This is a genomic window from Oxalobacteraceae bacterium OTU3CINTB1, from assembly GCA_024123955.1.
Taxonomy (GTDB): Bacteria; Pseudomonadota; Gammaproteobacteria; order Burkholderiales; family Burkholderiaceae_D; genus Rugamonas.
In genome coordinates this window covers 6,395,492-6,419,361 of the sequence record CP099652.1, presented here as the reverse complement: position 1 = coordinate 6,419,361, position 23,870 = coordinate 6,395,492, and the positions used below count along the sequence as shown (strand labels likewise).

Here is a 23,870-nt window from a genome sequence, read left to right as displayed (position 1 = left end):
CGAAATATAGCAGGCCGGCGGCGCCGGCGGCGCCCAGCCAGCGGCGGCGCGAGGCGCTTTTTGCCGCCACCGGATGTCGCCTAGGCGGCCGGCTGCGGGCGCAGCGCGGATTTCGGACGGAACGCCTTGCACACGGTCGGGTCGGTTTCCATGTAGGGACCGCCGATCAGGTCGATGCAGTAGGGCACGGCGGCGAAGATGCCGCCGGTAATGATGGCGCCGTCGGCGTCCTTCAGTCCGCCCAGGGTTTCGGCGATCGCCTTCGGCTGGCCCGGCAGGTTCATGATCAGTGCCGCGTGGTCCGGCGTCTCGCGGATCACCGCCGTCTGCCGCGACAGGATCGCGGTCGGCACGAAGTGCAGGCTGATCTGGCGCATTTGCTCGCCGAAGCCGGGCATTTCCTTGGTGCCGACGGCCAGCGTGGCCTCCGGGGTGACGTCGCGCCGCGCCGGGCCGGTGCCGCCGGTGGTCAGCACCAGGTGGCAGCGGTCGATGTCGACCAGGTCGGTCAGCGTCGCTTCGATCAGTGGCCGTTCGTCGGCGATCAGGCGCGTTTCAAGGCGATAGGGGGTGGTCAGCGTGCGCGCCAGCCAATCCTCCAGCGCCGGGATGCCCTGGTCCTGGTACACGCCGCCGCTGGCGCGGTCCGAGACCGACACCAGGCCGATGACCAGCAATTGTGCCGGATCGACAACGGGGACGCCTTCCATGGCTGTATTGCTCGTCATTCTTTACTCGTCATCTTGCTCGCTGTCGTCGGCGTCGTCGCTTTCGTCGGTGGCCGCCTGCTTCTTCTTGCCCTCGACCTGCTTGAGGATCTGGAAGATCTCGCGGTAAGCCTTCGGCGGCTTGTTCTCGGCCTGTTCCTTGCGCGCGTTGCGGATCAGCGTGCGCAGCTGCTGCACGTCCAGTTCCGGGTTCTCTTCCAGCAGCACGGTCAGCGCCTTGTCGTCGGCAAGCAGCTTGTCGCGGCGGCGTTCCAGCGCGTGCATGGCGGCCGTCTCCGACTTGGAGGCGCCTTTCCAGCTGTCGATGGCTTTCTGGATCTCGGCCACTTCGGTCTCGTCGAGGGTGCGCATCTTCTTGCCGACGAACTGCATCTGGCGGCGGCGGCCCTCGTGGTTGGTGATTTGCTGGCACTCGAGGATGGCGTCGCGCACGTCCTCGGGCATCGGCACGCGCTTGACGCGGTCACGCGCCGCTTCGACCAGCGTTTCGCCCATTTTCTGCAGGGCGTCGGACTGGCGCTTCATCTCGGATTTGGAAGGGCGTTCGTATTCTTGCTCGAATTCGGTGGAGCTGAAGCCGACCGCGCCGCGATTTGGATTTACCATAATATCAACTTTCGGTGGGGCGTGTACCTGCCCCTGTAAACTGTAAACGACTGCTATGATAACTGTTTTAGCGGCCAACCGACGAAAACAGCCCATGAGCGACACCCATTTCACCCACACCCAGGACCAGTTAAGGCAGCTCGCGCGCGATGTGCTGGCGTTTGCCAAGGCGCAGGGCGGCACCGATTGCGCCGTCGAAATCAGCGAGGGCAGTGGTTTGTCGGTGTCCGTCCGCAAGAGCAAGATCGAGACGATCGAGCAAAACAAGGACAAGGGGATGGGCGTGACGGTGTTCATCGGCCAGCGGCGCGGCAACGCCAGCACCTCCGATTTTTCGCCGGCCGCGCTCAAAGCGACGGTGGAAGCGGCCTACAACATCGCCCGCTTCACCGCCGACGACGATTGCGCCGGCCTGGCCGACGAGGACATGCTGGAACTGTCGCCGCGCGACCTGAAGCTGTTTTATCCGTGGCACGTGAGCACCGAGGCGGCGGTGGCGCTGGCCCAGCGCGCCGAGGCGGCGGCGTTCGATGTCGATCCGCGCGTGACCAATTCCGAAGGCGCCAACGTGCACGTGCAGCAGTCGCATTTCGTGTCGGCCAACTCGCGCGGCTTCATCGGCGGCTATCCGTTCTCGCGTCATACGCTGTCGGTGGCGCCGATCGCCGGCAAGGGTTCGAAGATGCAGCGCGACGACTGGTATTCGTCGGTGCGCGACGCCAACAAGATGTCGTCGCCGGAGGCCATCGGCCGTTACGCCGCCGAGCGCGCGCTGGCGCGCCTGAACGCGCGCACCATCGATACGCGCACCTGCCCGGTGCTGTTCGAGGCGCCGCTGGCCGCCGGCCTGCTGGGCGCCTTCGTGCAGGCGACGTCCGGCGGGGCGCTGTACCGCAAGTCGAGCTTTTTGATCGATTCGCTGGGCAAGCAGGTGCTGCCCAAGCATGTGCAGATCAACGAAGATCCGCACGTGATTGGCGGTGTCGGTTCGGCGCCGTTCGACGACGAGGGCGTGCGCACCGCCAAGCGCGAGGTGGTCAAGGACGGCGTGGTGCAGGGCTACTTCCTGTCGACGTACACGGGCCGCAAGCTGGGCATGAAGACGACCGGCAACGCCGGCGGTGCGCACAACCTGTCGCTGACGTCGACGTTGACGAAAAAGGGCGACGATTTCGTGGCGATGCTGAAGAAGATGGGCACCGGCCTGCTGGTGACCGAGTTGATGGGCCAGGGGACCAACTACGTGACCGGCGATTATTCGCGCGGGGCGTCGGGCTTCTGGGTCGAAAACGGCATCATCCAGTATCCGGTGGAGGAAATCACTATCGCCGGCAATATGAAAGACATGCTGGCGCAGATCGTTGCCGTCGGCACCGATACGCTGGTGCGCGGCAGCAGGGAGACTGGCTCGATCCTGATCGACAACATGGTGGTGGCGGGCGGTTGACGCAAACCCAACCCGAGTGCCTTTGCCTATACGTATGCGACACCACTTAAGGGTCGTACCCCTTGGGGTACGACCCTGTATGGACGTGCGGGTTTGCTAACAGATCACTGCTGCGCCAGCAACGACTGCAACACCGGCTGCAACACCGCACGGCCCAGCTCGGCGCTGCGGGCGCCGTTCCAGCCCGTGTCCGGGTCCGGATCGTTGGCGTTGTCCTTGAACGGCATTTCCAGCGTCAGCGACAGGCAGCCGAACGCGTGGGTGATGTGCGGCGAGCCCATCGTCAACGTTTCCGGCGTGTACGGCGTTTCGCCGTAGCCATACTCGTCCTGGAAGTCCGGGCTGGCGATCAGGAAGTTGTCGATGAAATACTGTTGCGCCTCGGCCTGGTCCGCCGTGAACTCGGGCAACGATTCGCTGCCGGCCACAAACACATACGGCAAGCCTTCGTCGCCGTGGATGTCGAGGCAAAGGTCGCAGCCGATCTCCAGCATCTTGTTCTTGACCAGGAACACTTCCGGGCTGCGTTCCATCGTCGGATTGAGCCATTCGCGGTTGAGGTTGGCGCCGGCCGCGTTGGTGCGCAGGTTGCCGCGCACCGAGCCGTCCGGATTCATGTTCGGCACCACGTAGAACACCGCTTCCTTCAGGCACTGGCGGCCGAACGGATTGGCCGGATCGAGCAGGGCGTCGACCATGCCTTCGACGAACCACTCGGCCATCGTCTCGCCCGGATGCTGGCGCGCGATGACCCACACCTTTTGCTCCGCTTCCGGATCGCCGATGACCAGCATGTTCAGGTCGCGCCCGTCGATGGTGCTGCCCAGGTCGACCTGCTTGACCAGCGGCGACAGTTGCGCGTTGTCCAGCAGCGCCAGGTGGCGTTCCCACGAGTACGGCTCGAAATAGGCGTAGTAGACGCTGTCGTATTCCGGCGTGTGGTTGATCGTCATGACCTGGCCGTCATAGGTGGTCGGCACGCGGAACCAGCTGTCGCGGTCGTAGCTGGCGACGGCCTGGTAGTCCTTCCAGCCGTCCGGGTAGGCGGCCGAACCGGCGTTGAGGAAGCGCAGGTTCAACGGCGTCGCCCGGGCGCCCTGCACGCGGAAATAAAACCATTGCGTGATGTCGGCGTGGGAATCCTTGCGGATGTTCAGGTCGATGGCCGCCGGATCGTCGGCGCGCACGACTTCGATGGCGCCGGCGTCGAATTGCTGGCTGATTTTGATAGACATTGCGTAAGTCCTGGTGGATTCAGTGTAAAGAGTCGTTTTGCACTTTTGGCGCAGTGCCGACATCATACAGGCTCGCGGCGCGGCCGGGCGCCCGCCGATCGGCCGCTGGTCGGAGCGGCCCTGCGCCAGCGCAAGCCGGGGCCCGGCTGGTTTGCTAAGTTGAAGTGACTTCAACGCCGCCCAGGAGCCCGCCATGAACCCGCCGCTATTCCAGGCCGACGACTTCCGCTACTATTTTTTCGCGCGGGGCGACAAGCGCATGCACATCCACGTCTCGCACCCGGACGGCACGGCCAAGTTCTGGCTCGAGCCGGATGTCGCGCTGGCGTGGCACACCGGGCTGTCGAACCTGCAACTGCGCGACGCCGAACAATTCATCGCTGGCCATGTGGTGCAAATGCGCCAGATCTGGCGCACGTGGTTGCGTTAGGCCTGACGTTATTGCGTCAGGCCGCCAAACCGCTCGAAGAACGCCGGCTCGGCGGCGGGCGCGGCGTCATCCTCGCGCCGCAACACTGCGTCGACATGTCGCTCGGCATCCGCGTACACCGCCTGATAGATGCCGCGCGCCAGCTCGTAGGCCAGCGCGCCCGGCCACGGCGTCGGCAATACTTCCACCGGTAATTGCGGATCGTGCAGCTGCACGCGCCGGTATGCGTGGATCAGCAGGGTGCGGATCACAAAGGCTTGCTCCGGCGTCAGTTTTACCTCGCCGGCTTGCGCGCGCAGCGCGGCCAGCAGGGGCTCGAAGCGCTTTATGAATCCTTCGTAGCCCAGTGCTACATCGCTGACCTCCCAGCCGCTGGCGACCAGGTCGCTCAACGGCCGGCCGGCGACGTGCTCCATCGATTTGGCTTGCACCACGAACAACTTCCCGACCACGCCTAGCCGCTTGAGCAACTCGTTCAGCGCGCCGCCGTCGGCCGCCGGATGCCCCATGATGCCCGGCGCGATCACGCTGTAGCCTTCCCACAGCAGCTCTTTGCGCACGGCGCTGCGCTCGGCCGCGTTGAGCGCGCCGTCGCCGTTCAGCACCAGGGTCCAGCTGCCGTCCCAATGCACATTGAGCGGCGCATAGATGCGGCGGTAGGCGTGCACGAAGCGCGCCATTGCGTCGGGCGTGATCGCGTAGGAGCTGCGCCGGCCATCGCGCTGGGCGCCGAGCCAGCCCTCCTGCGCCAGCCGGAACACGGAGGTGCGCAGCAGCCGGTCGTTGACGCCGAACGGCGCCAGTAGTTCGATCAGGCTGCCCAGCCATACCATGCCGCCGTGCGGGACGATGGCGTCGCCGAAGATGGTCACCACCAGCGACTTCGAGCGCGGCGGATCGCCGGCGAGGCAATCCGCTATCCATTCGGAATAATTCATAGGCAAACGTCGGTTCTGTACATGGAAACAATAGTTTACTTTGCCTCGACTGCGGCGCAGCATTTATTTGTCGCCCGCTTGTGGCTTCTTTCTCTTGGGATACTCTATTTTAATATGATTCAAAAAAGTCGTAGCAAAATCAGATTGTGTATCGTAATATGGCGTGACACGAGGAGACAGCTATGTACGCACAAATGGTGGAAACCGGCCAGAGCACCGTACGCACGGCCGACGACATGGCCGCCGACGAGCGCGCCTTCCAGGCCCGCATCGACGACGGCGTCAAGATCGAGGCCAAGGACTGGATGCCGGACGCCTACCGCAAAACGCTGATCCGTCAGATCTCGCAGCATGCGCATTCGGAGATCGTCGGCCAGCTGCCGGAGGGGAACTGGGTCACGCGCGCGCCGACCCTGAAGCGCAAGTCCATCCTGCTGGCCAAGATCCAGGACGAGGCGGGTCACGGCCTGTATCTGTACAGCGCCGCGGAAACCTTGGGCGTGTCGCGTGACGAATTGCTGGCGGCCCTGCACAGCGGCAAAGCCAAATATTCCAGCATCTTCAACTACCCGACCTTGTCGTGGGCCGACATGGGCGCCATCGGCTGGCTGGTGGACGGCTCGGCCATCATCAACCAGATCCCGCTTTGCCGCTGCTCGTACGGGCCGTATGCGCGCGCCATGATCCGCGTCTGCAAGGAGGAGTCGTTCCACGCCCGCCAGGGCTACGACATCATGATGTCGCTGGCGCGCGGCACGCCGGAGCAAAAGGCGATGGCGCAGGATGCGCTCAATCGCTGGTGGTGGCCGTCGCTGATGATGTTCGGCCCTTCGGACGCCGAATCGGTCAACAGCGCGCAATCGGCGCAGTGGCGCATCAAGCTGTTCTCCAACGACGAACTGCGCCAGCGCATGGTCGACCAGACCGTCCCGCAGGCGGAGTTCCTCGGCCTGACGGTGCCCGACCCTGACCTGAAATTCAACGCGGAGACTGGCCATTACGAATTCGGCGCCATCGACTGGAGCGAATTCCACAACGTCTTGAAGGGCAATGGCCCGTGCAACCGCGAACGCCTGCGCACGCGAGTGAAAGCCTGGGAAGACGGCGCATGGTTCCGCGAGGCCCTGGTCGTCCACGCCGACAAACAGGCAGCAAAAGCCGCCTGAGTGATTTTGTAGGGCGGATTAGCGAAGCGTAATCCGCCAAGCGCCGCCACTAGAATAAATAGGAGCAAAGCATGAGCAAAGAATGGCCCCTGTGGGAAGTATTCATCCGCAGCCAGCATGGCCTGGCGCACAAGCACGTCGGCAGCCTGCACGCCCCGGACGCCGAAATGGCTGTCAACAACGCGCGCGATGTCTACACGCGCCGCAATGAAGGCGTCAGCATCTGGGTGGTGCGCGCCGCCGACATCGTCGCCAGCAGCCCAAGCGACAAGGGCGCGCTGTTCGAGCCGGCTAACAGCAAGGTCTATCGCCACCCGACCTTCTTCTCGATGCCGGCCGAAGTCAAGAACCTGTAAGCGGAGCGCATCGTGGATAACAAAGTCAATTACGTGCTGCGCCTGGGCGACAACGCGCTGATTCTGAGCCAGCAGCTGTCGCAGCTGTGCGGCAAAGGCCCGGCGCTGGAGGAGGACATGGCGCTGACCAACGTCGCGCTCGACCTGCTCGGCCAGACCCGCCTGTGGTACGAATACGCCGCCGAACTGGAAGGCGCCGGCCGCGATGAGGACAAGCTGGCCTACCACCGCGACGCCCACGACTTCAAGAACTGCCTGCTGCTGGAACAGCCGAACGGTAATTATGCCGACACCATGATGCGGCAGTTTTACTTCGACACCTGGCACTACTTCCTGATCGAAGGGCTGACGCGCAGCGCCGACCCGCGCATCGCCGCCATCGCCGAGAAGTCGCTCAAGGAGGTGACGTATCACCTGCGCCGCAGCGGCGACTTGATCGTGCGCCTGGGCGACAGCACCGAGCTGGCGCACGCGCGCACGCAGACCGCCGCCGACGAGTTGTGGATGTACAGCGGCGAAGTGTTCGCCTACGACGCCATCGACAACGCGATGGTGGACGAGGGCATCGCGCCACCGGCCGACGAACTGCGTGCGCAGTGGCTGGCCCACGTGGCCGAGATCTTCGCCGAGGCCACCTTGACCATGCCACCTGCCGACGCCTGGATGCAAAAGGGCGGCAAGCAGGGGCGCCACACCGAGCATCTGGGCTACATCCTGGCCGAGATGCAGTTCCTGCAGCGCGCCTATCCCGGCGCCGAGTGGTAGGAGTAGCGAGATGACAGCCGCCGTTTTAGAAGCTCCCGCGTTGAGCGCAGCCCAGGTTTGGTCCTGGTTGGCCGAGGTGTCCGATCCCGAAATCCCGGTCATCTCGATCGTCGACCTGGGCATCGTGCGCGACGTGCGTCTCGACGATGGCGCCTGCACGGTCACCATCACGCCTACCTATTCCGGCTGCCCGGCGATGCAGGTCATCGCTGACGCCATTACCGAGGCGCTGCACGGGCATGGCGTCGTGGATGTGCGGCTGCAAAACCAGCTGTCGCCCGCCTGGACCACCGATTGGATGAGCGAGGAGGGCAAGGCCAAGTTGTCGGGCTACGGCATCGCGCCGCCCGCCGAACAGGTGATCGACATCAGCGGCCTGCGAGGTGGCACGCGCGGCGGCGCGCTGGCGGCCATTTCGCGCCGCCCGCAACCGCGCGTCGCCATCGTCTGCCCCAATTGCGGCTCTTCCCACACCGGGATCACCAGCCAGTTCGGCTCCACGCCCTGCAAGGCGTTGTACAAATGCCTGGACTGCCGCGAGCCTTTCGACTACTTCAAGTGCCATTAACGACCATGAGCAAATTCCATCCGTTGACCGTCTCGCAAGTGCGCAACGAAACGCGCGACACCATCGCCGTCACCTTTGCCGTGCCGCCCGAGCTGCGGGACAGCTTCCGCTTCCAGCAAGGGCAGCACCTGACCCTGCGCGCCATCATCGGAGACGAGGACGTGCGCCGCTCGTACTCGATTTGCTCGGCCGTCCACGAGGGCGCGCTGCGCGTGGCCATCAAACGCACGCAGGGCGGTCTGTTCTCCAGCTGGGCCAACGAGTCGATCAAACCCGGTTCGACGCTCGACGTCATGCCGCCGATGGGCCACTTCAACGTGCCGCTGGACGCCGCCAACCACAAGCACTACCTGGCCTTCGCCGCCGGCAGCGGCATTACGCCGATCCTGTCGATCATCAAGACCACGCTGGCGGCCGAACCGCACAGCCGCTTCACGCTCTTCTACGGCAACCGCGCCTCGTCGTCGGTGATCTTCAAGGACGAGCTGTCGGACCTCAAAGACACTTATATGGACCGCCTGAAGCTGGCCTACGTCATGAGCCGCGAGCAGCAGGACATCGAATTGTTCAACGGCCGCATCACCAAGGACAAATGCGCGCAGTTTTTGCGGCACTGGGTGCGTGTGGAAGACATCGACGTCGCCTTCATCTGCGGCCCGGAAGACATGATGCTGGGCGTGTCCGAAGCGCTCCAGGAAGCGGGCATGCCGAAGTCGGACATCAAGATCGAATTGTTCGCCGCCAGCATCCCCAAACACCAGCACAAGCCACGCGCGCTCGATCCAGCAGCGGCGCGCCACGAAACCGAAGTCACCGTCATCATGGACGGCAGCGCCAGCAGCTTCACCATGGACCAGGACAAGGAGTCGCTGCTCGACGCCGGCCTGCGCGCCGGCATCGACATGCGCTATTCCTGCAAGGGCGGCGTGTGCTCCACCTGCCGCTGCAAACTGCTCGAAGGTAAAGTCGACATGGACGTCAACTACGCGCTGGAGGACTACGAAATCGCGCGCGGCTATGTCCTCAGCTGCCAGAGCTTCCCCATCACCGACAAGGTCGTCATCGACTTCGACCAGGCCGAATAACACGGAGACGCCATGAACTACGAGAACATCCTTTTTGAGATCACCGACGGCATCGCCCAGCTCACGCTGAACCGTCCCGATAAACTGAACAGCTTCACGCAGGCGATGCACGACGAGGTGCGCCACGCCGTCCACAAAGTCGGCACCGACAAGAGCGTGCGCGTGTTGATCCTCACCGGCGCCGGGCGCGGTTTCTGCGCCGGCCAGGACTTGTCCGACCGCGCGGTGGAGCCGGGCGCGCGCGCCGTCGATTTGGGCGACTCGGTCGAAAAGAACTACGCGCCGCTGGTGCTGGCGCTGCGCGGCTTGCCGATGCCCGTCATCTGCGCCGTCAACGGCGTGGCGGCCGGCGCTGGCGCCAACCTCGCGCTGGCGTGCGACATCGTCCTCGCCGCCAAGTCGGCATCGTTTGTCGAGGTGTTCTGCAAACTTGGCCTGATTCCCGACACCGGCGGCACCTACTTCTTGCCACGCCTGATCGGCAGCGCCCGCGCCATGGGCCTGACCATGCTGGGCGAAAAACTCAGCGCCGAAAAGGCCGAGGCCTGGGGCCTGATCTGGAAGGCGGTGCCGGACGAGGACCTGGCCGCCGAAACAATGGCCATGGCGCGCCATTTCGCCACCGCGCCGACCAAGGGCCTGGCCTTCACCAAGCAGGCGCTGTACGCCAGCCCGCACAACACCTTGCAGCAGCAGCTGGCGCTCGAATGCGGCATGATGAGCGAACTGGGTCGCACCGAGGACTACCGCGAGGGCGTCGCCGCCTTCATGGAAAAACGCGCACCGCAATTCCAGGGGAAATAAGCATGGCAGCTTTGAGCAAGGACCGTCTGGTCGCCGTCATCGGCAGCGGCGCGATGGGCGCCGGTATCGCGCAGGTGGCCGCCGTCGCCGGCTACACCGTCAAGTTGTACGATACCCGCCCCGAAGCGGTGGCCAAGGCCATTTCCGATATCGCGCTGGTGTTCAACAAGCTGGTGGCGAAGGAGCGCATGAGCGCAGTTGAAGCCGCGGCGGCCATCGCCCGCTTGCGGGCCGCCGTCACGCTCGACGACGTGGCCGGCGCGGGCCTGGTGGTGGAGGCCATCGTCGAGAACCTCGACGCCAAACGCGGCTTGTTCGCGGAGCTGGAAGCGCTCGTCGCCGACGACTGCATCCTCGCCACCAACACGTCATCGATCTCGGTCACCGCCATTGCCGCCAAATTGCGCAAGCCGGAGCGCCTGGTGGGCATGCACTTCTTCAATCCGGTGCCGTTGATGGCGCTGGTCGAGGTGATCAGCGGCCTGGCGACCGGCGCCGCCGTCGCGCAAACCGTGTGCGACACCGCCGCCGCGTGGGGCAAGAATCCGGTGCACGCCAAGTCGACGCCCGGCTTCATCGTCAACCGCGTCGCGCGGCCGTTTTATGCCGAGGGCTGGCGCCTGCTCAACGAGCAAGCCGCCGATGCCGCCACCATCGACGCCGTCATGCGCGAAGCGGGCGGCTTCCGCATGGGGCCATTCGAATTGATGGACCTGATCGGACATGACGTCAACTTCTCGGTCACGCAATCGGTGTTCAGCGCCTACTTCAACGATCCGCGCTTTACGCCGTCGGTGCTGCAGCAGGAGATGGTCAACGCCGGATATCTGGGCCGTAAATCGGGGCGGGGGTTTTATCATTACGGCGATGGCGCCACTGGTTCGCCGCAACCGCAAACCGAGGCCGCGCAGCCGGTGCCGGAGTTCGTCAGCTACACCGTCGAGCAGGGCGCGAAGGCCGGTGCGCCGCGTGTATCGGGCAGTATGGTGGCCGATGCGCTGGCCGAACGCCTGCGCGCGGCCGGCATCACCGTCACCCATCGGCAGTCGCCGGAGGCACGCGGGCACGCCTCCGGTGCGGACGGCGCGCCCGCCTTTCACTGCAATGGCGCCGCCGTCTATCTGACTGACGGCCGCAGCGCCACCCAGCGGGCGCGCGACAACCAGCATCCGGACACGGTGCTGTTCGATCTGGCGCTGGATTACGCCACTGCCACCCGCATTGCCGTCACCTGCGCCGATCAATGCTCGTCGGCCGCCTATCAGTCGGTGGTGGGGCTGTTCCAGGCCGCCGGCTTTGCCGTCACGCGGCTGGACGACGTTCCCGGCATGGCCGTCATGCGCAGCGTCGCCATGCTCGCCAACGAGGCGGCCGACGCCGTCAACCAGGGCGTGTGCAGCGCCGAGGCGGCGGACATCGCCATGCAGAAGGGCGTCAACTATCCACGCGGACCGCTGGCGTGGGCGGACGCGATCGGCATCGGCCAGATCGTGACCGTGTTGAACAACCTGGCCGCCAGCTACGGGGAGGACCGCTATCGCGTCTCGCCGCTGCTGCGCCGCAAGCACGCCGGCGGAGGCGCTTTTCATGCATAAACCTGAGGCGCAGTCGTTGGCGGAGAAGGTCGCCGACGCCATGTTTTCGCGCGATCCCGCCTCGAAGGGCTTGGGGATGACGATCAACGCGGTCGGTCCCGGCCGCGCCAGCATGTCGATGATCATACGCGCCGATATGCTCAACGGCCACCAGAGCTGCCACGGCGGCTTTATCTTCACGCTGGCAGACAGCGCGTTCGCCTTCGCCTGCAACAGCTACAACCTGAACACCGTCGGCGCGGCCTGCACCATCGATTACCTCGCACCCGGCAGGCTGCACGACGTCCTCACCGCCGAAGCGGTGGAGCTGGCGCTGAGCGGCAAGAGCGGCGTCTACGACGTCAAGGTCACTAACCAGGAAGGCCGGACGATCGCGCTGTTCCGGGGTAAGTCGTTGCGCGTCGGCGGCGAAGTCATATAAATACGGAGGAGACACCGATGGTCCAACGCATCCCCGAGCCGTCCGATCTGGAACCGATCGAGCGCGCCAGCAAGGACGAGCTTCAGGCCTTGCAGCTGCAGCGCATGCAGTGGTCGCTGAAGCACGCCTACGACAACGTCCCGCACTACCGCGCCGCCTTCGACGCCGCCGGCGTGCATCCGGACGACCTGCGCACCTTGGCCGATATCGCCAGATTCCCGTTCACCGGCAAGAAGGAGCTGCGCGAAAACTACCCGTTCGGCATGTTCGCCGTGCCGCAGGACCGGGTGGTGCGGGTGCATGCTTCCAGCGGCACCACCGGCAAGCCGACGGTGGTCGGCTACACCCAGAACGATATCGACACCTGGGCGAACGTGGTGGCGCGGTCGATCCGGGCGGCCGGGGGACGTCGCGGCGACATGGTGCACATCTCGTACGGCTACGGCTTGTTCACCGGCGGTTTGGGCGCGCACTATGGCGCCGAGCGGCTTGGCTGCACGGTCATCCCCATGTCCGGCGGGCAGACCGAGAAGCAGGTGCAACTGATCCAGGACTTCAAACCGTCGATCATCATGGTCACGCCGTCGTACATGTTGAACATCATCGAGGAATACCAGCGCCAGGGCCTCGATCCGGCCGCCAGTTCGCTCAAGGTCGGCATCTTCGGCGCCGAGCCGTGGACGGACGCCATGCGCGCCGAGATCGAGCAGCGCGCCGGTATCGACGCGGTCGACATCTATGGTCTGTCCGAAGTCATGGGGCCTGGTGTCGCCAGCGAATGCATCGAAAGCAAAGATGGCCCGGTGATCTGGGAAGACCACTTCTATCCGGAGATCATCGATCCCGAAACGGGAGAGGTGCTGCCGGACGGCGAGGAGGGCGAGCTGGTATTTACTTCGCTGAGCAAGGAGGCGCTGCCGATCATCCGCTACCGCACGCGCGACCTTACGCGGCTGCTGCCGGCGACCTCGCGCTCGATGCGCCGCATCGGCAAGATCACGGGCCGCTCGGACGACATGCTGATCATCCGGGGCGTCAACGTCTTCCCGTCGCAGATCGAGGAACTGATACTCAAGATGCCGAAACTGGCGCCGCAATATCAGCTGATCGTTTCCCGCGACGGCCATCTGGACAAGCTCGATGTGCTGGCCGAACTGCGCGGCGAAGCGGGCGGCCTGCCGGACGGCGAAATCGAAGCGCTGGCCCGCGAGCTGGAACAGCGTATCAAAACCAACGTCGGCGTCACCACCAAGGTGCGGGTGATGGCTGCCAACGGCATCGAGCGCACGCTGACCGGCAAGGCGCGCCGCGTGGTCGACCAGCGGCCGCGCGACCGCGCCTGAGGAGCGGACATGGTCAAGGTTTACGAGATCAATGGCGTTACCCCGGTGGTCCACCCGACCGCCTATGTGCATCCGAGCGCGGTGCTGATCGGCGACGTCATCGTCGGGCCGCGCTGCTACGTCGGCCCGCTGGCGGCGCTGCGCGGCGACTTCGGACGGCTGATACTGGAGGAGGGGGCGAATCTGCAGGACACCTGCGTCATGCATGGCTTCCCCGGCGCCGACACCGTCGTCGAACAGGACGGCCATATCGGCCACGGCGCGGTGCTGCACGGCTGCCGCATCGGCCGCAACGCGTTGGTGGGCATGAACAGCGTGATCATGGATAACGCCGTCATTGGCGCCGACAGCATTGTCGCCGCCATGACCTTCGTCCGCGCCGGCATGGAGGTGCCTGCCCGCAGCCTGGTGGTCGGCACGCCGGCCAAGGTGGTGCGCGAACTGCGCGACGACGAAATTCAATGGAAGACCGCCGGCACCGGCCAATACCAGGAGCTGGCCGTGCGGTCCATGCACACCATGCGCGAGGTCGACGCGCTGACCGAAGTGGAAGCGGACCGCAAGCGCATCGAGTGGGAAAGCTCGCTGCCGCTGCACCTGCACAAGAACGCCTCGGCGTAAATCACGGAGAACACACATGGCACGAATTTCAACCCCGGTATCAACCCTGCAAAGCCTGATCGGCGGCCGCTGGATCGGCCGCGAAGCCTCGACGCCGCTGCATAGCGCGTTGAACAACTCGCTGATCTATCACACCCACGCCGAGCGCATCGACTTCGACGAAGCCGTCACCTACGCCCGCAAGACCGGGGTGCCGGCGTTGATGAAGCTCGACTTCCAGCAGCGTGCCGCGCGCCTGAAGGCGCTGGCGCTGTACCTGGTCGGCCGCAAGGAGGAGTTGTACGCGATCTCGCACCTGACCGGCGCCACCCGCGCCGACAGCTGGGTGGACATCGAAGGCGGCACCGGCACCTTGTTCGCCTACGCCAGCATGGGCGGGCGCGAATTGCCGTCGTCGAACGTGCTGCACGAAGGCCCTGCCATGGCGCTGGGTAAAAACGGCGGCTTCTCCGGCACCCACATCCTGGTGCCGCGCGGCGGCCTGGCGGTGCACATCAACGCCTTCAACTTCCCGATCTGGGGTCTGCTGGAGAAGTTCGCCCCCAGCTTCCTGGCGGCGATGCCGTGCATCGGCAAGCCGGCCACCGCCACCAGCTATTTGACGGAGGCGGTGGTGCGGATGATGCACGAATCCGGACTACTGCCGGAAGGGGCGCTGCAGCTGGTCATCGGCAGCACCGGCGATTTGCTGGATCGTCTGGGAGGCGCCGACGTGGTCACCTTCACCGGTTCCGCCGACACCGCCGCGAAACTACGCGTCAACCGCAACCTGATCGCTCATTCCGTACCATTCACCGCCGAGGCGGATTCGCTCAACTGCGCCATCCTGGCGCCGGACGTGACGCCGGACGATCCCGAGTTCGACCTGTTCGTCAAGGAAGTGGCGCGCGAGATGACCGGCAAGGCGGGGCAGAAGTGCACCGCGATCCGCCGCATCATCGTCCCGGAGAACCTGGTCGACGCGGTCGGCACGCGGCTGCGCGAGCGCCTGGCCAAGGTCAGCGTCGGCGACCCGTCGGTCGAAGGCGTGCGCATGGGCGCCTTGGCATCCAGGGACCAGCAGCGCGACGTCGCCGAACGGCTGGCGATGCTCGCGCGCGGCAACGAGGTGCTGTTCGGTGAGGGCGATGGCTTCAAGCCGGTGGGCGACGGCGTCGCCGACGGCGCCTTCTTCGCACCGACGCTGCTATTGTGCCGCGACGGCATGGTCAACGACGCCGTGCACGATGTCGAAGCCTTCGGCCCGGTCAGCACCATCATCAGCTACAACGGCATCGACGAAGCGCTGGCGCTGGCCGCGCGCGGCAAGGGCAGCCTGGTATCGACCCTGGTGACGAAGGAGCCGGCCATCGCCGCCTACGCCGTGCCGGTGGCCGCCGCTTCGCACGGACGTGTGCTGATACTGGAACGTGAGGCATCGGTCGACTCCACCGGCCACGGCTCGCCGCTGCCGCAGCTCAAGCACGGCGGGCCGGGACGCGCCGGCGGCGGGGAAGAGCTGGGCGGCATCCGGGCGGTGCGCCACTTCCTGCAACGCGCGGCGGTTCAGGGCTCGCCGACGATGCTGGCGGCGGTGACCGGCGAGTACGTGCGCGGCGCCAGGGTGCAGGAGAGCGAAGTGCATCCGTTCCGCAGGCATTTCGAGGACCTCAAGATCGGCGACTCGCTGCTCACGCACCGCCGTACCGTTAGTGAGGCGGACATCGTCAACTTCGGCGGCGTCTCGGGCGACTATTTCTACATGCACTTCGACGACATCGCCGCCAAGGACACGCAGTTCGGCAAGCGCATCGCGCACGGCTACTTCGTGCTGTCGGCGGCGGCCGGCCTGTTCGTCTCGCCGGCGCCAGGGCCCGTGCTGGCAAACTATGGGCTGGACAACCTGCGCTTCATCACGCCGGTGGCCATCGGCGACACCATCCGGGCGCGCCTGACCTGCAAGCGCAAGGTCGACCGCAACCGCACCGACGACAAGGGCGTCGGCCAGGGCGTGGTCGCGTGGGATGTGCAGGTCACCAACCAGAACGACGAACTGGTGGCCAGTTACGACATCCTCACCCTGGTGATGAAGCGCGCTTGATAGGGGAGGGTGCTTTCCTTTTTGGTCGCCGCCGGTCACAATAGCGCTTTATTTTTAAGCAGGCGGCAGTCATGGCGAGCACCATCACCCAACACAAAATCGTTCTCAATCCGCTGGAAAACCCGCGCAGCTGGCTGACCATCGCGGTGGCGGTGGCATGTCTGTTTGTGGTGACGCAGCTGCCGCGCGGCTGGGATCTGGTCGGCGTGCTGCGGATCGTTTTGCTGGGCTTTGCCGGCTACATCGCATCGGCGGCGATCGAGCACTTGCCGGTACGCGGCATGGTGTCGGCCGAGGGCAGCACCGCCTTCCTGGGCCGGATCGCCCAATTCGGCTACATCCCGGCGGCGGAAACGGCGCAAGGCCGCACCTTCGTGCGCAAAAGCGCCTCGCCGCTGCGCGCCATGTTCGGCCCGATCATCGTCGGCCGGCCGGTAGGAAACGCGTTCCCCGTCACCGTCCCGCTGCGCTTCCACCGCGCACTGAAGCGCATCCAGGCCTAAAAACTCCGGGGTCAAGTCTGTCATTCGTACACGAGCTGAGCAGCATAGTGCTTCAGCCCGTGTACGAATGTTAGACTTGACCCCGTTTTTAATTAGCTGAGGACGACCTTTCGGAACACCTCGTATCCCACCAATGCGAAAAAAATGTACGCGCACCAGGGAATGACAAACGCCGGCACCGCCGCGATGTAAATCGCCTTGTCCAGGATCGTGTAGATCGAGGAAAAGGCGAAAGCCGCCGCCAGCACCCAGTTCTTCTGTTTCGTGAAAAGGCCGACACACGTGATCGAGGCGGCCAGGCTGAGTAGCGTCGCAGTCTGCATCGCCACTCTCAACGCGCCAGGCCGAAGGGATCGTCGATGCTGTGCGCCGGCTCGGTGAACCACTTCGGACCGTTTTCGGTCATGTAGAAATGATCCTCGTGGCGCACGCCGAATTCGCCGGGGATGCAGATCATCGGCTCGTTCGAGAAGCACATGCCGACGTCCAGCGGCGTCTTGTTGCCGCCGACCAGATACGGCCACTCGTGGATATCGAGCCCGATGCCGTGACCGGTGCGGTGCGGCAGGCCTGGCAGCTTGTAGCCGGGACCGAAACCGTCGGCCTCCAGCGAACGCCGCGCCGCCTGGTCCACCTCCTCGCACGGCACGCCCAGTTGCGCCGCGTTGAAGGCCGCCAGCTGCGCCGCCTTCTCGCTGTTCCACACCGAACGCTGACGCTCGCTGATCTCGCCGTACACATAGGTGCGGGTGATGTCGGAGATGTAGTTATGCAGCTTGCAGCCGGTATCGATCAACACCGTGTCGCCCGGCTTGAGCGTCTGCACGTAGCTCACGCCATGCGGATACGCGGTCGCCTCGCCGAACAGCACGATGACGAAATACGAACCCGACGCGCCGACCTTGCGGTGCGCGCGGTCGATGAACTGCTCCACTTCGACGGTGGTGATGCCCTCGCGCAGAATGCTGGCGGCGGCCACGTGCACCGCCATCGTCATGTCCTTGGCGCGCTGCATCAGGGCGATCTCGTTGGCCGATTTGCGGGTGCGGCAGTGCGCCGTCACGGTGCTGGCGTTTTCCAGCGCGTAGCCGTCGGCCAGTGGACGGATGCCGTCGTAGATGAAGAAGGCGGCGCTTTCGCAAATGCCCACGCGCGGCGCGGCCGCACCGGCGGCGGGCGCGATGCCCATGCGCTTGAGCGTATCGACGAACAGCTGGTACGGGCTTTCATGCTCCTGCCAGCAGTTGACCGGGCCTTCGACCAGCATGAAGTCCTTCAGCGTGCTTTCCTCGAACGCCGGGGCGATGTACTCGACGGCGCCGCTGGCCGGGATGATCGCGCCGACCATACGTTCGCTGGCATGCCACTTGGTGCCGGTGAAGTAGGTCATGTTGGCGCCGGCGTTGACATAGATCGCGGCGATACCCTGCTGGCGCATGAAGGCCTGGGCGCGTTCGACGCGCTGCAGATGCTCCTCCTTGCCGATCGGGACCGCGCCCGCGGTCATATCGGATAACGTCGACAAAGCCTGCTCTATGGTCTTTCCGCCAATAGTCATTTTTTTAACATCCCTGTTTGAGTTTTCGAACGCGCGCGCAACCGGTGCGCGACAGCCCCCGATGATAGCAGTTTTGCGCGCGGCGCTTGCCGTCCGGTCATCGTGCCGTCACACGCAAATGCTAGTGTGCCGGCTTCTCCGCACTCACTTTCAGGACAATAGCATGCAGCGCAATACATCCTTCTCCACCCGTCTCCTGCTGATTCCGACGGCCGTCGCAATCGTCGTCGCGGCCGTCGCCTGTGGCGGTGGCGACCAGCCGGTCGGCAGCAACGTGCCGCCGTTGCCGAGCGGCCGCTGGATCGCCGGCGATCTGCACACCCACACCACGCAGTCGGCCGACGCGGATGTCAGCCAGACGCTCGACAAGGTGCTGGGCAAGGCCTTCACCACGTTTGGCCTGGACTGGATGGCGGTGTCCAACCACTTGCGCGTATCGACGCGCGACGAGAAGGGCGCGACACTCGATACCTCGATCCCGATGTCGATCGGCGCGGAGCGCTACGAGATCCCGCGCGTGCAGGCCTTGCAGGCTGCCGGCACCTATGCCGACAAGCTGATTTTCAGCGGCTTCGAGTGGGATATGCCGACCCATGACCATATCGGCGTCGGCCTGTTCCAGGGCACCGATAAGCTGACCACCAGCACCAAGGGCATGAAAGAATTCGAGTATCTGTTCACTACCCGCGATCCGGCCATGTTCGACGCCGCCGATGTCGCCGCGTGGAAGGCCAGGTACGGCGAAACCCGCTACAACAAGACCGCTGACGACGCGCTCAAGGCGATCAGCTGGTTGAAGGACAACTACCCGGACACCAGCTACGCGGTCATCAACCACCCGTCGCGCAACAAGGGCAGCTACACGGTCGACGACTTCCGCCGCTTCAACGACATCGCGCCCAACATCATGTTCGCGATCGAAGGCATGGTCGGCAACCAGATGGAGCCGGATCGTGGCGGCTACACCGCTGCCTACACGCCTGAAAACGCGCCGCTGCGCGCGTATGGCGGCGTCGATTACGTCGTGGCCAAGGTCGGCGGCGTGTGGGACGCGCTGTTGGGCGAGGGACGCCGCGTCTGGAACCTGACCGATTCCGACACCCACTTCAAGATCGTCAACGGCAACAGCAGCGGCTACTTCCCCGGCGAGTACGCGAAGAACTATGTGTTCAACGCCGCCCAGGGCGCGCCGGCCATGAAGGACCTGCTGCAAGGTCTGCGCTCGGGCAAAATGTTCTCGGTCTACGGTGATCTGATCAACGCGCTGGACTTCAACCTGGCCAGCAAGGACGATCGCAAGGAGATGGGCGGAGAGATCAAGGTCGCCAGCGGCGAAAAGGTGGTTGTTACGATCCGCTTCAAGACCCCCGCGAAGAACAACTACGAGAAGCCGGTCGACAGCGGCACCGCCGCCAACGTCAAACCGGTGGTCGACCACGTCGACCTGATCGTCGGCGATGTCGGACCCAAAGCGGCGCAGGGCAGCGCGGCCTACAGCGTGGCCACCAACGCCAGCGCCAAGGTGGTCAAACGCTTCACCAGCGCCGACTGGAAGGTCGACGCCGATGGCTACTTCACCATCAGCTACGAGACCACCGCCACCAAGAACCAATACTACCGCCTGCGCGGCACCAATCTCGGCACCGATGTCGCCGGCCTGACGCAGGGTGGCGAGCCGTTGGCCGACCAGCGCACCGGCACCACCGACAACACCCAGCGTTTCAACGACATCAACGACCGTAACTACCGCAGCCTGTGGTTCTATTCGAACCCGGTGTTCGTCACGCTGCGCTAATCCGGTTGGGTTTTATCTGGCGAGCAGGCTGACCTGGTCGACGACGAAGGAGGTCTTCAGCGATGTGTCCTCGCGCATCGCGAAGTGCAGCGTCACCTGCTTGCCCTTGAACTCACTGAGATCGAAGGTACGGACCTTGTAGCCGTCGGCTGCATCGACGTTGGAGTAGGTGGCCAGGGTGCGCAGCACCCGCCCCAGGTTGCCGCGCACCGTGACCACCAGCGTATCGTGCGCGGTGCCGCCGGTGTCGGCGCTGTCGACGTGCAGCGCGAAGCTCAGCTCCGCGCTGGTCGCTTGCGCCGGTATCGTCACCGCCTGGCTCAGCGTTTGGCTGGTGCGCCGTCCCTTGCCGCCCATCCAGGCAAAGCGGGTGCCTTCGTACGCGGTTTGACCGGACAGGCTGCCGATGGTGCTGGTGGTGCCGCGCCAGCCGGTGGTCCCGTCTTCGAAGCCGCCGTTGACCGCAAGCTCGGTGGCGTCCCCGCCGCCGCCGCCACCTTCCTCGTCGATATCGGTGCCGACGTTGATGGCCGCATAGGCGCGCTTGACGGCGATGGCTTCCCTGGAGTCGGCCCCGTACAGTTCCTGCGCCGACGCCAGTACCTTGTTGCGGGCATCCGCATAGTTGGTCGACGACGTGAACTTGGTGGTCAGCGCCTTGAACCAGATGCGATAGGCCTTGTCGTTGCCGATGCCGCTCATCGCCGCCGGCTTCTTGACAAGGTATTTACTGTAATGGTCGTCGGCCGGATCGGCGTTCGATCCCTGCGACAGGAAGTAGAACATGCGGTTATTCGGACCGCTCGAATAGTGGACGTCCAGGTTTTTGAGTGAGGTGCTCCACGCGTCCGGGCTGCTGCCGTCCTTGCTGGGCTTATACATGTAGCGCAGTGGCTCGCCGCTCTTGCTGATCTCCTTGCCGGTCACCCAGTCGTTGCCGGCCGCCGGCACCACGTTGCCGGTGCCGCCTGCGCGCGCGTAGGCTTCCACCATGTCGCCGCCGATGTCGGAATTCGATTCGTTCAAGCCGCCCGACTCGCCCGAGTAGATCAGGTCCGCCGTGGACGCGGTGACCCCGTGCGACATTTCGTGGCCGATCACGTCGATCGATCCCAGGTGGTTGAAGAACGAGCCGTCGCCGATGTACATGCACTTGCAGCTGTCGTCGTAGAAGGCGTTGTCGTAGTTCTTGTCGACGTGGACGGCGATGTAGGTGGCAGTGTTGTTCCCGTCGAGCGACTGCCATCCCAGCACGTTCTTGTTGGTGTCGTAGGTGTTCATCAGACCCCACAACGCGTTGACGGCCGCCGTCTGGCCGTTGGCGTCGGTGGTGCTGCCGCCGTTGTATTGCTGGCCGTCGCCCCAGTTGTTGGTGCTGTTGGTGTAGATGCTGCCGGGGTTGGGATTGTTGGACGAGCTGTGATTGGCGTTGGTGATGGCCATGCCGCCGAATTTGCCGCCGGTGCCGCGCGTCGGGTCGAGCATCTGGAAGGCGCCGCCCGATTGCGAGGTACTGATCGGCACCACGCCGTTGTACTGGCTCTTGCCCTGGCCGATGGCCGTTTGCAGCGCCTGCCATTGGGCGATGATCGCGCCGGTCCTGGCGTTGACCATGGTGTCGTAGTAGAACGGCTTGCCGTCCTGCGCCATGCGTGTGCGCACATAGTAGGCCAGCTCGTGGCGCTCGACCACTTCCTGCACATCGAGCGCATTGAGCTCGGCCTCGGATTTGCTGGCCGCCGAGGCCACGCGCACCGTTTTCATGATCGGATAGAGCAGCAGTTCGGCGCCGGGCGTCCAGCGGTGCACGCCGCGCGGCGAGACCGATTTGACGGCGACGTCGATGGCTTGTTCGGCCGTCAGGGCCGGTGTCATGTCCACCGGCGCGGCGGCCGCGCTGGGGGACAGGCCGGGACGGCGGTCCGACACCGAGGAGCTGACGATGTCGCCGGCGTTGTTGGTCACCACCACCGACTCGGAGCCGAACACCCGCAAGCCCTTGAAGGTATGCTGCGCGCGCGTGATCTTCTGGCCGGCGACGCCGGGATGGACCGCGCCGATGCGGAAGCTGTAGTCGCCGCTGATGCCGCGCGAGCGCTCGAGCGCCGTCAGTTTCGACACCAGGCCGGCGCCCTCCTGCGGCGACGGCGGCGCGACCGGCGCGGCCATCATGCGGACAGGCGCTTGCGCCAGCGCGGTGTTGGCCGCGGCCATGGCGGCCGTGGCGATGCATGCTGCGAAAACAGGCGTGTGCAGGTTCATAACGTCCTCCAATCCGTTCCGGCGGCCTCCGACCGGGGGCGCCGTGTCCGCCAAGGCGGATGAGCCACGCTAGATCGTGCGCCAGCGTGACGTCATGTCCTGGATCAAAACATTATGAATTATGCACTAATTTGGCAGATTTCCGCTCACTGCGCCAACTGTGCGCGCACCCGGGCGATGGCCTTGCGCACCTGGTTCGGGGCGGTGCCGCCGACGTGGTCGCGCGCGGCCACCGAGCCCTCGAGCGTCAGCACGGCGAACACGTCGTCCCCGATCAGGGCCGAGTAGGCGCGCAGCTGGTCGAGCGTCATTTCAGCCAGGTCGATTTTCAGATCGTCGCAGGCGCGCACCGCGTGCGCCACGGCTTCGTGGGCGTCGCGGAACGGCAGCCCTTTCTTGACCAGGTAGTCGGCCAGGTCGGTCGCGGTGGCGTAGCCTTGCAGCGCGGCGGCGCGCATCGCCTCCGGCTTGACGCTGATGCCGCCGGCCATGTCGGCAAAGATGCGCAAGGTGTCGACCACGGTGTCGACGGTGTCGAACAACGGTTCCTTGTCTTCCTGGTTGTCCTTGTTGTAGGCCAGCGGCTGGCCCTTCATCAGGGTCAGCAGGCCCATCAGGTGGCCGTAGACGCGACCCGTTTTACCGCGCGCCAGCTCCGGCACGTCCGGGTTTTTCTTTTGCGGCATGATCGACGAGCCGGTGCAGAAGCGGTCGGCGATGTCGATGAAGCCCACGCGTGGGCTCATCCAGATCACCAGCTCCTCGGACATGCGCGACACGTGCGTCATGATCAGCGCGGCGGCGGCGGTGAATTCGATGGCGAAGTCGCGGTCGGAGACGGCGTCGAGCGAGTTGTGGCAAACGTCGTCGAAGCCCAGCGTTTTAGCCACGCGTTCGCGGTCGATCGGGAAGGTGGTGCCGGCCAGCGCGGCCGCGCCCAGCGGCAGGCGGTTGACGCGCTTGCGGCAATCGAGCATGCGTTCGGCGTCGCGCCCGAACATCTCGACGTAGGCCAGCATGTGGTGGCCGAAGGTGATCGGCTGCGCCACCTGCATGTGGGTGAAACCGGGCATGATGGTGTCGGCGTTCTTCTCGGCCAGGTCGGTCAGCGCGCCGCGCAGGGCGCCGAGCAGTTCGACCACGTCGTCGATGGCGGCGCGCACGTACAGGCGGATGTCGGTGGCCACCTGGTCGTTGCGCGAGCGGCCCGTGTGCAGGCGCTTGCCGGCGTCGCCAACCAGTTCGGTGAGGCGTTTTTCGATATTCAGGTGGACGTCTTCCAGGTCGAGCAGCCACTCGAACTGGCCGGCGTCGATCTCGGACGCGATTTGCGCCATGCCGCGCTCGATCTCGGCGCGGTCGGCGGCGCTGATGATGCCCTGCGAGGCCAGCATTTCGGCGTGCGCCAGCGAGCCCTGGATGTCGGCCTTGGCCAGGCGTTTGTCGAAGAAGACGGAGGCGGTGTAGCGTTTGACGAGGTCGGAAACAGGTTCGTTGAAGCGGGCCGACCAGGCTTCGCTCTTTTTGGACAGTTGTGCGGTCATAGTGGTGGGAATGGCTTTCG

23 protein-coding genes are annotated in these 23,870 nt (G+C 64.9%); 15 read left to right on the top strand and 8 right to left on the bottom strand.

Features of this window, described 5'->3' with window-relative positions:
• Nucleotides 1–80: 80 nt before the first annotated feature.
• Nucleotides 81–728, bottom strand: a complete 648-nt coding sequence (gene mog, locus NHH73_27950; protein ID USX26350.1) for a molybdopterin adenylyltransferase — start codon at nucleotides 726–728, stop codon at nucleotides 81–83.
• 3 nt (nucleotides 729–731) lie between these two features.
• Nucleotides 732–1,334: a DUF615 domain-containing protein gene (locus NHH73_27945; GenBank protein ID USX26349.1), complete on the bottom strand. Its 603-nt coding sequence runs from the start codon at nucleotides 1,332–1,334 to the stop codon at nucleotides 732–734.
• Nucleotides 1,335–1,428: 94 nt separating this feature from the next.
• Between NHH73_27945 and pmbA the strand changes: the two genes are divergently transcribed.
• Nucleotides 1,429–2,781 (top strand): metalloprotease PmbA, encoded by a 1,353-nt coding sequence (pmbA, locus tag NHH73_27940; protein USX26348.1) that lies wholly within the window; start codon nucleotides 1,429–1,431, stop codon nucleotides 2,779–2,781.
• 104 nt (nucleotides 2,782–2,885) lie between these two features.
• Here pmbA and NHH73_27935 read toward each other — a convergent pair whose 3' ends face one another.
• On the bottom strand, nucleotides 2,886–4,016 hold the full coding sequence (locus tag NHH73_27935; protein ID USX26347.1) for a M14-type cytosolic carboxypeptidase: 1,131 nt from the start codon (nucleotides 4,014–4,016) through the stop codon (nucleotides 2,886–2,888).
• 193 nt (nucleotides 4,017–4,209) lie between these two features.
• On the opposite strand from NHH73_27935, the gene NHH73_27930 reads away from it, so the two are divergent.
• The gene (locus NHH73_27930) at nucleotides 4,210–4,446 is read left to right on the top strand and encodes a DUF4160 domain-containing protein (GenBank protein ID USX26346.1); all 237 of its coding nucleotides are present in this window, start codon (nucleotides 4,210–4,212) and stop codon (nucleotides 4,444–4,446) included.
• Between the two features lie 8 nt (nucleotides 4,447–4,454).
• On the opposite strand, the gene paaX is transcribed toward NHH73_27930, so the two are convergent.
• On the bottom strand, nucleotides 4,455–5,384 hold the full coding sequence (gene paaX, locus NHH73_27925) for a phenylacetic acid degradation operon negative regulatory protein PaaX (GenBank protein ID USX26345.1): 930 nt from the start codon (nucleotides 5,382–5,384) through the stop codon (nucleotides 4,455–4,457).
• Between the two features lie 182 nt (nucleotides 5,385–5,566).
• On the opposite strand from paaX, the gene paaA reads away from it, so the two are divergent.
• The 12 genes from paaA to NHH73_27865 all read left to right on the top strand — a co-directional run bounded on the left by paaA (nucleotide 5,567) and on the right by NHH73_27865 (nucleotide 16,691).
• Nucleotides 5,567–6,550, top strand: a complete 984-nt coding sequence (paaA, locus tag NHH73_27920) for a 1,2-phenylacetyl-CoA epoxidase subunit A (protein USX26344.1) — start codon at nucleotides 5,567–5,569, stop codon at nucleotides 6,548–6,550.
• Nucleotides 6,551–6,621: 71 nt separating this feature from the next.
• Nucleotides 6,622–6,906 (top strand): 1,2-phenylacetyl-CoA epoxidase subunit B, encoded by a 285-nt coding sequence (paaB, locus tag NHH73_27915; protein USX26343.1) that lies wholly within the window; start codon nucleotides 6,622–6,624, stop codon nucleotides 6,904–6,906.
• Nucleotides 6,907–6,918: 12 nt separating this feature from the next.
• Entirely contained in the window at nucleotides 6,919–7,671 is a 753-nt protein-coding gene (gene paaC / locus NHH73_27910) for a phenylacetate-CoA oxygenase subunit PaaC (GenBank protein ID USX26342.1), read from the top strand.
• Between the two features lie 10 nt (nucleotides 7,672–7,681).
• The gene (gene paaJ / locus NHH73_27905) at nucleotides 7,682–8,239 is read left to right on the top strand and encodes a phenylacetate-CoA oxygenase subunit PaaJ (protein USX26341.1); all 558 of its coding nucleotides are present in this window, start codon (nucleotides 7,682–7,684) and stop codon (nucleotides 8,237–8,239) included.
• A gap of 5 nt (nucleotides 8,240–8,244) precedes the next feature.
• Complete coding sequence (gene paaK, locus NHH73_27900; GenBank protein ID USX26340.1) at nucleotides 8,245–9,324, top strand: phenylacetate-CoA oxygenase/reductase subunit PaaK; 1,080 nt, start codon at nucleotides 8,245–8,247, stop codon at nucleotides 9,322–9,324.
• A gap of 12 nt (nucleotides 9,325–9,336) precedes the next feature.
• Nucleotides 9,337–10,128: a 2-(1,2-epoxy-1,2-dihydrophenyl)acetyl-CoA isomerase PaaG gene (paaG, locus tag NHH73_27895; GenBank protein USX26339.1), complete on the top strand. Its 792-nt coding sequence runs from the start codon at nucleotides 9,337–9,339 to the stop codon at nucleotides 10,126–10,128.
• Nucleotides 10,129–10,130: 2 nt separating this feature from the next.
• The gene (gene paaC, locus NHH73_27890) at nucleotides 10,131–11,723 is read left to right on the top strand and encodes a 3-hydroxyacyl-CoA dehydrogenase PaaC (GenBank protein ID USX26338.1); all 1,593 of its coding nucleotides are present in this window, start codon (nucleotides 10,131–10,133) and stop codon (nucleotides 11,721–11,723) included.
• Nucleotides 11,716–12,144 (top strand): hydroxyphenylacetyl-CoA thioesterase PaaI, encoded by a 429-nt coding sequence (gene paaI, locus NHH73_27885; GenBank protein ID USX26337.1) that lies wholly within the window; start codon nucleotides 11,716–11,718, stop codon nucleotides 12,142–12,144. The genes paaC (NHH73_27890) and paaI overlap by 8 nt, the downstream gene beginning before the upstream one ends.
• A gap of 17 nt (nucleotides 12,145–12,161) precedes the next feature.
• Complete coding sequence (paaF, locus tag NHH73_27880) at nucleotides 12,162–13,487, top strand: phenylacetate--CoA ligase (GenBank protein USX26336.1); 1,326 nt, start codon at nucleotides 12,162–12,164, stop codon at nucleotides 13,485–13,487.
• 9 nt (nucleotides 13,488–13,496) lie between these two features.
• Nucleotides 13,497–14,108 carry a phenylacetic acid degradation protein PaaY gene (gene paaY / locus NHH73_27875; protein ID USX26335.1) on the top strand — a complete coding sequence of 204 codons (612 nt, stop codon included), beginning with the start codon at nucleotides 13,497–13,499 and terminating at the stop codon, nucleotides 14,106–14,108.
• 16 nt (nucleotides 14,109–14,124) lie between these two features.
• Nucleotides 14,125–16,188, top strand: a complete 2,064-nt coding sequence (paaZ, locus tag NHH73_27870) for a phenylacetic acid degradation bifunctional protein PaaZ (protein ID USX26334.1) — start codon at nucleotides 14,125–14,127, stop codon at nucleotides 16,186–16,188.
• Nucleotides 16,189–16,259: 71 nt separating this feature from the next.
• Entirely contained in the window at nucleotides 16,260–16,691 is a 432-nt protein-coding gene (locus NHH73_27865; GenBank protein USX26333.1) for a hypothetical protein, read from the top strand.
• Nucleotides 16,692–16,783: 92 nt separating this feature from the next.
• Here NHH73_27865 and NHH73_27860 read toward each other — a convergent pair whose 3' ends face one another.
• Together NHH73_27860 and NHH73_27855 are read right to left on the bottom strand one after the other, a co-directional pair.
• Entirely contained in the window at nucleotides 16,784–17,014 is a 231-nt protein-coding gene (locus tag NHH73_27860; protein ID USX26332.1) for a hypothetical protein, read from the bottom strand.
• Nucleotides 17,015–17,022: 8 nt separating this feature from the next.
• Nucleotides 17,023–18,249, bottom strand: coding sequence for a Xaa-Pro peptidase family protein (locus NHH73_27855; protein ID USX26331.1), 1,227 nt, complete (start codon nucleotides 18,247–18,249; stop codon nucleotides 17,023–17,025).
• A gap of 163 nt (nucleotides 18,250–18,412) precedes the next feature.
• Between NHH73_27855 and NHH73_27850 the strand changes: the two genes are divergently transcribed.
• Complete coding sequence (locus NHH73_27850) at nucleotides 18,413–20,044, top strand: S-layer protein (protein USX26330.1); 1,632 nt, start codon at nucleotides 18,413–18,415, stop codon at nucleotides 20,042–20,044.
• A gap of 12 nt (nucleotides 20,045–20,056) precedes the next feature.
• Here NHH73_27850 and NHH73_27845 read toward each other — a convergent pair whose 3' ends face one another.
• Entirely contained in the window at nucleotides 20,057–22,306 is a 2,250-nt protein-coding gene (locus tag NHH73_27845; GenBank protein ID USX26329.1) for a M4 family metallopeptidase, read from the bottom strand.
• 146 nt (nucleotides 22,307–22,452) lie between these two features.
• Nucleotides 22,453–23,850 (bottom strand): argininosuccinate lyase, encoded by a 1,398-nt coding sequence (argH, locus tag NHH73_27840; GenBank protein ID USX26328.1) that lies wholly within the window; start codon nucleotides 23,848–23,850, stop codon nucleotides 22,453–22,455.
• Between the last annotated feature and the right edge of the window lie 20 nt (nucleotides 23,851–23,870).

What these genes read in the sequence shown, in the direction of transcription:
- mog (USX26350.1), bottom strand. Translation starts at nt 728, where the DNA reads ATGACGAGCAATACAGCCATGGAAGGCGTCCCCGTTGTCGATCCGGCA.
- NHH73_27945 (USX26349.1), bottom strand. Translation starts at nt 1,334, where the DNA reads ATGGTAAATCCAAATCGCGGCGCGGTCGGCTTCAGCTCCACCGAATTC.
- pmbA (USX26348.1), top strand. Translation starts at nt 1,429, where the DNA reads ATGAGCGACACCCATTTCACCCACACCCAGGACCAGTTAAGGCAGCTC.
- NHH73_27935 (USX26347.1), bottom strand. Translation starts at nt 4,016, where the DNA reads ATGTCTATCAAAATCAGCCAGCAATTCGACGCCGGCGCCATCGAAGTC.
- NHH73_27930 (USX26346.1), top strand. Translation starts at nt 4,210, where the DNA reads ATGAACCCGCCGCTATTCCAGGCCGACGACTTCCGCTACTATTTTTTC.
- paaX (USX26345.1), bottom strand. Translation starts at nt 5,384, where the DNA reads ATGAATTATTCCGAATGGATAGCGGATTGCCTCGCCGGCGATCCGCCG.
- paaA (USX26344.1), top strand. Translation starts at nt 5,567, where the DNA reads ATGTACGCACAAATGGTGGAAACCGGCCAGAGCACCGTACGCACGGCC.
- paaB (USX26343.1), top strand. Translation starts at nt 6,622, where the DNA reads ATGAGCAAAGAATGGCCCCTGTGGGAAGTATTCATCCGCAGCCAGCAT.
- paaJ (USX26341.1), top strand. Translation starts at nt 7,682, where the DNA reads ATGACAGCCGCCGTTTTAGAAGCTCCCGCGTTGAGCGCAGCCCAGGTT.
- paaK (USX26340.1), top strand. Translation starts at nt 8,245, where the DNA reads ATGAGCAAATTCCATCCGTTGACCGTCTCGCAAGTGCGCAACGAAACG.
- paaG (USX26339.1), top strand. Translation starts at nt 9,337, where the DNA reads ATGAACTACGAGAACATCCTTTTTGAGATCACCGACGGCATCGCCCAG.
- paaC (USX26338.1), top strand. Translation starts at nt 10,131, where the DNA reads ATGGCAGCTTTGAGCAAGGACCGTCTGGTCGCCGTCATCGGCAGCGGC.
- paaI (USX26337.1), top strand. Translation starts at nt 11,716, where the DNA reads ATGCATAAACCTGAGGCGCAGTCGTTGGCGGAGAAGGTCGCCGACGCC.
- paaF (USX26336.1), top strand. Translation starts at nt 12,162, where the DNA reads ATGGTCCAACGCATCCCCGAGCCGTCCGATCTGGAACCGATCGAGCGC.
- paaY (USX26335.1), top strand. Translation starts at nt 13,497, where the DNA reads ATGGTCAAGGTTTACGAGATCAATGGCGTTACCCCGGTGGTCCACCCG.
- paaZ (USX26334.1), top strand. Translation starts at nt 14,125, where the DNA reads ATGGCACGAATTTCAACCCCGGTATCAACCCTGCAAAGCCTGATCGGC.
- NHH73_27865 (USX26333.1), top strand. Translation starts at nt 16,260, where the DNA reads ATGGCGAGCACCATCACCCAACACAAAATCGTTCTCAATCCGCTGGAA.
- NHH73_27860 (USX26332.1), bottom strand. Translation starts at nt 17,014, where the DNA reads ATGCAGACTGCGACGCTACTCAGCCTGGCCGCCTCGATCACGTGTGTC.
- NHH73_27855 (USX26331.1), bottom strand. Translation starts at nt 18,249, where the DNA reads ATGACTATTGGCGGAAAGACCATAGAGCAGGCTTTGTCGACGTTATCC.
- NHH73_27850 (USX26330.1), top strand. Translation starts at nt 18,413, where the DNA reads ATGCAGCGCAATACATCCTTCTCCACCCGTCTCCTGCTGATTCCGACG.
- NHH73_27845 (USX26329.1), bottom strand. Translation starts at nt 22,306, where the DNA reads ATGAACCTGCACACGCCTGTTTTCGCAGCATGCATCGCCACGGCCGCC.
- argH (USX26328.1), bottom strand. Translation starts at nt 23,850, where the DNA reads ATGACCGCACAACTGTCCAAAAAGAGCGAAGCCTGGTCGGCCCGCTTC.